The organism is Streptomyces sp. a15, from assembly GCF_059026085.1.
This window is the reverse complement of record NZ_JBWLKM010000188.1, coordinates 1-3,869: the sequence shown is the minus strand read 5'-3', so window position 1 is coordinate 3,869 and position 3,869 is coordinate 1. Positions and strand designations below refer to the sequence as shown.

The 3,869-nt window shown below is 68.2% G+C and carries 6 protein-coding genes; 5 read left to right on the top strand and 1 reads right to left on the bottom strand.

Translation table 11 applies throughout. From position 1 onward, the window contains the following. Positions 1-47: 47 nt before the first annotated feature. Positions 48-458, bottom strand: coding sequence for an ATP-binding protein (locus AC5P09_RS51335; RefSeq protein ID WP_493880534.1), 411 nt, complete (start codon positions 456-458; stop codon positions 48-50). Between the two features lie 136 nt (positions 459-594). Between AC5P09_RS51335 and AC5P09_RS51330 the strand changes: the two genes are divergently transcribed. The 5 genes from AC5P09_RS51330 (at position 595) to AC5P09_RS51310 (ending at position 3,661) form a co-directional block, all read left to right on the top strand. Further along, positions 595-1,440, top strand: coding sequence for a helix-turn-helix domain-containing protein (locus tag AC5P09_RS51330; protein WP_493880533.1), 846 nt, complete (start codon positions 595-597; stop codon positions 1,438-1,440). Next, the gene (locus AC5P09_RS51325) at positions 1,437-1,622 is read left to right on the top strand and encodes a DUF397 domain-containing protein (RefSeq protein WP_493880532.1); all 186 of its coding nucleotides are present in this window, start codon (positions 1,437-1,439) and stop codon (positions 1,620-1,622) included. Before AC5P09_RS51330 ends, AC5P09_RS51325 begins: the two co-directional genes overlap by 4 nt. A 58-nt stretch (positions 1,623-1,680) precedes the next feature. Beyond that, positions 1,681-2,226, top strand: coding sequence for an ATP/GTP-binding protein (locus AC5P09_RS51320; protein WP_493880531.1), 546 nt, complete (start codon positions 1,681-1,683; stop codon positions 2,224-2,226). An 80-nt stretch (positions 2,227-2,306) separates the two neighbouring features. After that, positions 2,307-2,819: a YbaK/EbsC family protein gene (locus AC5P09_RS51315; RefSeq protein ID WP_493880530.1), complete on the top strand. Its 513-nt coding sequence runs from the start codon at positions 2,307-2,309 to the stop codon at positions 2,817-2,819. Then, positions 2,816-3,661, top strand: a complete 846-nt coding sequence (locus AC5P09_RS51310) for an EamA family transporter (RefSeq protein WP_493880529.1) — start codon at positions 2,816-2,818, stop codon at positions 3,659-3,661. Before AC5P09_RS51315 ends, AC5P09_RS51310 begins: the two co-directional genes overlap by 4 nt. Positions 3,662-3,869: the final 208 nt, after the last annotated feature.

Below are 3,869 nucleotides of genomic sequence, written 5' to 3'. Positions count from 1 at the left end.
AGCCCAGGAATGCTCTCCGAATTCCTCCCGACTCAGCCGGGAATACATCAAGGCGCTTCCATGGCGCACTCCGCCCAGACCGTCTTGCGTGGGTGCGGGCCCGGGGCGATGCCCCAGCGGTCGGCGAGGCTGTCCACCAGGATGAGACCCCGGCCGGACTCCGCCTCCTCGGCGGCCGTGTTGAGGTGGGGGTGGCGGTCACCGCGGGTGTCCGTGACCTCGATGCGGAGGGTGTCGCCGACGACGTAGAGGGTGAGGCGGAAGTCCCTTCCGGGAATGCGGCCGTGGGTGGCCGCGTTGGCTGCGAGTTCGGCGACGATCTGGGCGGCCTCGTCCAACGGAAGTCCCCACGCGCGGAGTTGCTCGGTGGCGAGGAGGCGGGCGAGGCGGGCGCCTCTGGGCGTGGAGGAGAGGAGCACCGTGAAGTTGCGGACGGGGGCGGCGACTTCTTGATTCATGTCACTGAGAGTGGCGGATTCTGCTTACGTGGATGAGTGACGACGCCTGTGCGTACGGTGACTGTCCTGGCTTTGTCCTGCGCTGTCTCGGCTGTCTCAGGTGACGTACGGGTACGGGTGCGCGTTGGAGGTGGACATGAACGAGGGTGCGGACGAAGCGGGTTGGGATGTCGAGCCAGGCGACGAGATCGAGCCGTTGATTCAGGCGGTGGGGCGCCTGCTCAAGGTGTGCCGGGAGGCGGCCGGGGTGCGGGCGGCGGATTTCGCGGAGGCCATGGGCTACGGCGAGGACATGATCAGGAAGATCGAGCGCGGGGCCCGCATTCCTCGCCCGGAGTTCCTGGACAGGGCGGACCAGTACCTGAAGGCGCATGGGCACCTCAGGGCGTTCATGGAGGACGTGCGTAAGGCTCGGTATCCGAAAAAGGTGCGGCAATTGGCGCAGTTGGAGGAGCGGGCGGTGGAGATGCTGCTGTACAGCAGCCACAACATCCATGGCTTGTTGCAGACGCCGGAGTACATGGCCGCCCTGTACGACGTGCGACAGCCCCCGCTCACCCAGAACGTGGTGGAACGCGAGGTTGCCGCCCGTGTGGCTCGAAAGTCGGTCTTCGGGCGGGAACCTGCTCCGTCGTTGAGTTTCATCCAGGAGCAGGTGACGCTGGAACGGCCAATCGGAGGCAAGATGGTGTTGCGCCGTCAGCTCGAACACCTTCTGGAGGTAGGGAAGTTGCGGAGCGTCTCGCTCCAGGTCATGCCGACCGACCGCGAGGAGCATGCCGGAATGCACGGTTTGATCGAGGTGCTGAAGTTCGCTGATGGCACCGCGATCGGGCGTTCCGAAGGTGCGTTCAACGGGCGCCCGGTCTCAAGCCCAAGGGATCTTCGGATCCTCGAACTGCGCTATGGGATGATCCGGGCGCAGGCTCTCACTCCGAGAGAGTCGCTGGCCTTCATCGAGCACGCGCTGGGGAGACTATGAGCACGCCGGAACTCCACTGGTTCAAGAGCAGCTACAGCAGCAGCAATGAACCCGGCGACTGCGTCGAGGTCGCCACCACCCCCGCCACCATCCACATCCGCGACTCCAAGACCCCCGACACTTCCCACCTCACCGTCACTCACGTCACGTGGGTCGCCTTCCTCGGCGGCGTCTCCAACTGACTGTTGTGACCGGGGCGTCAGCGATGCCCGTCTCGCAGCGTACGAAGGGCTTCCGGTCATGCGGCGGTACGTTCTCACCGGTACGCCGGGCGCGGGCAAGACGTCGATCCTGCGCGGCCTGGCCGAGCTCGGCTACGAGGTCGTAGAGGAGGCGGCGACCGCAGTCATCGCACGGGCGCAGGCCCAAGGCGAGGACGAGCCGTGGACGCGGGCGGGCTTTGTCGATGAGGTCGTCGAGCTGCAGAGGGAACGGCAGTTGGAAGGCCCCGCCACGGGAACCGTCCAGGTCTTCGACCGGTCCCCGGTCTGCACACACGCGCTGGCCACCTACCTGGGCCGGCCGGTGTCCCGGGCGCTGACTGCCGAGATCGAGCGGATCACCGCCGGGGAGATCTACGAGCGCCAGGTGCTCTTCATTCGCAATCTGGGTTTCTGCGAGCCCACGAGTGCCCGGCGGATCAGCTTCGAGGAGTCGCTCGTCTTCGAGAAGATCCACGAACAGAGCTACCGCACGTTCGGCTACGAACTCATCGACATCCCCGCCGGCGACCTGGCTCACCGTGTGGCAGCGGTCAGCTCGGTGATCTCAGGGGCCACCCGATGAACCTCAAGTACCTCCAAGTGACGGGACGACGGCCGTAACCCGGTCGCATGCCCCGTACACGCACCGCTAGCGTGCCGTACATGACGACAGCCGCCACTGACAGCGAGGGCTCCGAAGCCCACCCCCGTTTCGCCGAAGCCCTGCGCGAGCTCGGCCTCGACGACCTGCATCCCCGCATCCGGCGCTTCCCGGACGCCACCCGTACCGCCGCCGAGGCCGCGGCGGCGCTCGGATGCGAATTGAGTGAGATCTGCAAGTCGTTGATCTTCGCGGCGGACGGGGTACCGGTGCTGGTGCTCATGGACGGTGCCTCCCGGGTGGATCTGGACCTGGTCCGTGAGGCGCTCGGCGCCGACAAGGTCACCCGGGCCAGGGCCGACGTCGTACGGGAGACCACGGGGTATGCGATCGGGGGCGTGCCGCCCTTCGGGCACCGCACCAGGACGCGGGTGCTCGCGGACCGGTCGCTGCTCGACCACGACCTCGTGTGGGCGGCCGCCGGCACTCCGTACACCGTCTTCCCCATGCAGCCCAAGGACCTTGTCGCCCACGCCGGAGCCACCCTGGTGGACGTGCGCGAGCGCACCTCGTGACGCCCCTGGTCACCGCGGCCGTGCTGCTGGCCGCGGTGACACACGCCAGCTGGAACGCCATCGCGCACCAGATCACCGACAAGCTCGTCGGGTTCACGCTGATCGCGGGCGGGGGGTCGCTGATCGGGCTCGCCATGATGCCGTTCGTGCCGGTTCCGGCGGCCGGGGCGTGGCCGTATCTGATCGTCTCGGCGGTCATCCATCTCGCCTACTACGTGCTGCTGATGAGGTCCTTCCGGCTGGGCGACTTCGGGCAGGCGTATCCGATCGCGCGCGGCACCGCGCCCCTCGTGGTCACCCTGCTCGCCGCCGTCTTCGCCCATGAGGTGCCGGACGGGTGGGCGGCGGCGGGCATCGCCTTCTCCTGCGCGGGGCTGACCGGCGTGGCGTTGTGGGGACTGCGCGGCCGCCGGCCCAACTGGGCTGCGATCAACGCCGCCTTGGCCACCGGGCTGACCATCGCCGCGTACACCGTCGTCGACGGGCTGGGCGTCCGGGCCTCCGGGTCGTCCCTCGGGTACATCGCCTGGCTGATGACGGTGGAGGGCGTGGCGATCCCGGCGTACGCGCTCTACCGCTGGCGCGGGCAGTTCGTCCCCCTGCTACGCCCCTTCGCGGGCGTCGGGCTGCTGGGCGCGGCCCTCTCCGTGGCGGCGTACGGGCTCGTCCTCTGGGCCCAGACCAAGGCGGAGCTCGCTCCCATCGCCGCGCTGCGCGAATCCTCGATCATCGTGGGCGCGGCGATCGGGGCCGTGTTCTTCAAGGAGAAGTTCGGAGCCCCGCGCATCGCCGCGGCGGGGCTCCTGGTCGTCGGGATCGGGCTGATGCTGCACGCGGGGTAGGGGCTGACAGCTGCCGAGCAGTCCATCAGTGCATCTCAGCATCTCTCGGCCAGTGGCGTGATGGCGTGATGCTCTCCGGCTGGGACCGGTGGGTCATGGCGTGCCCTGCCTGGCGTGCGCCCGGGTCTTTACCTCCGGAACGGGAACGGGAGTTCTCCCATCGAATGCGTGACCTCTGCGTGCGGTGCTCGTTGGGTGCGGTGAAGGA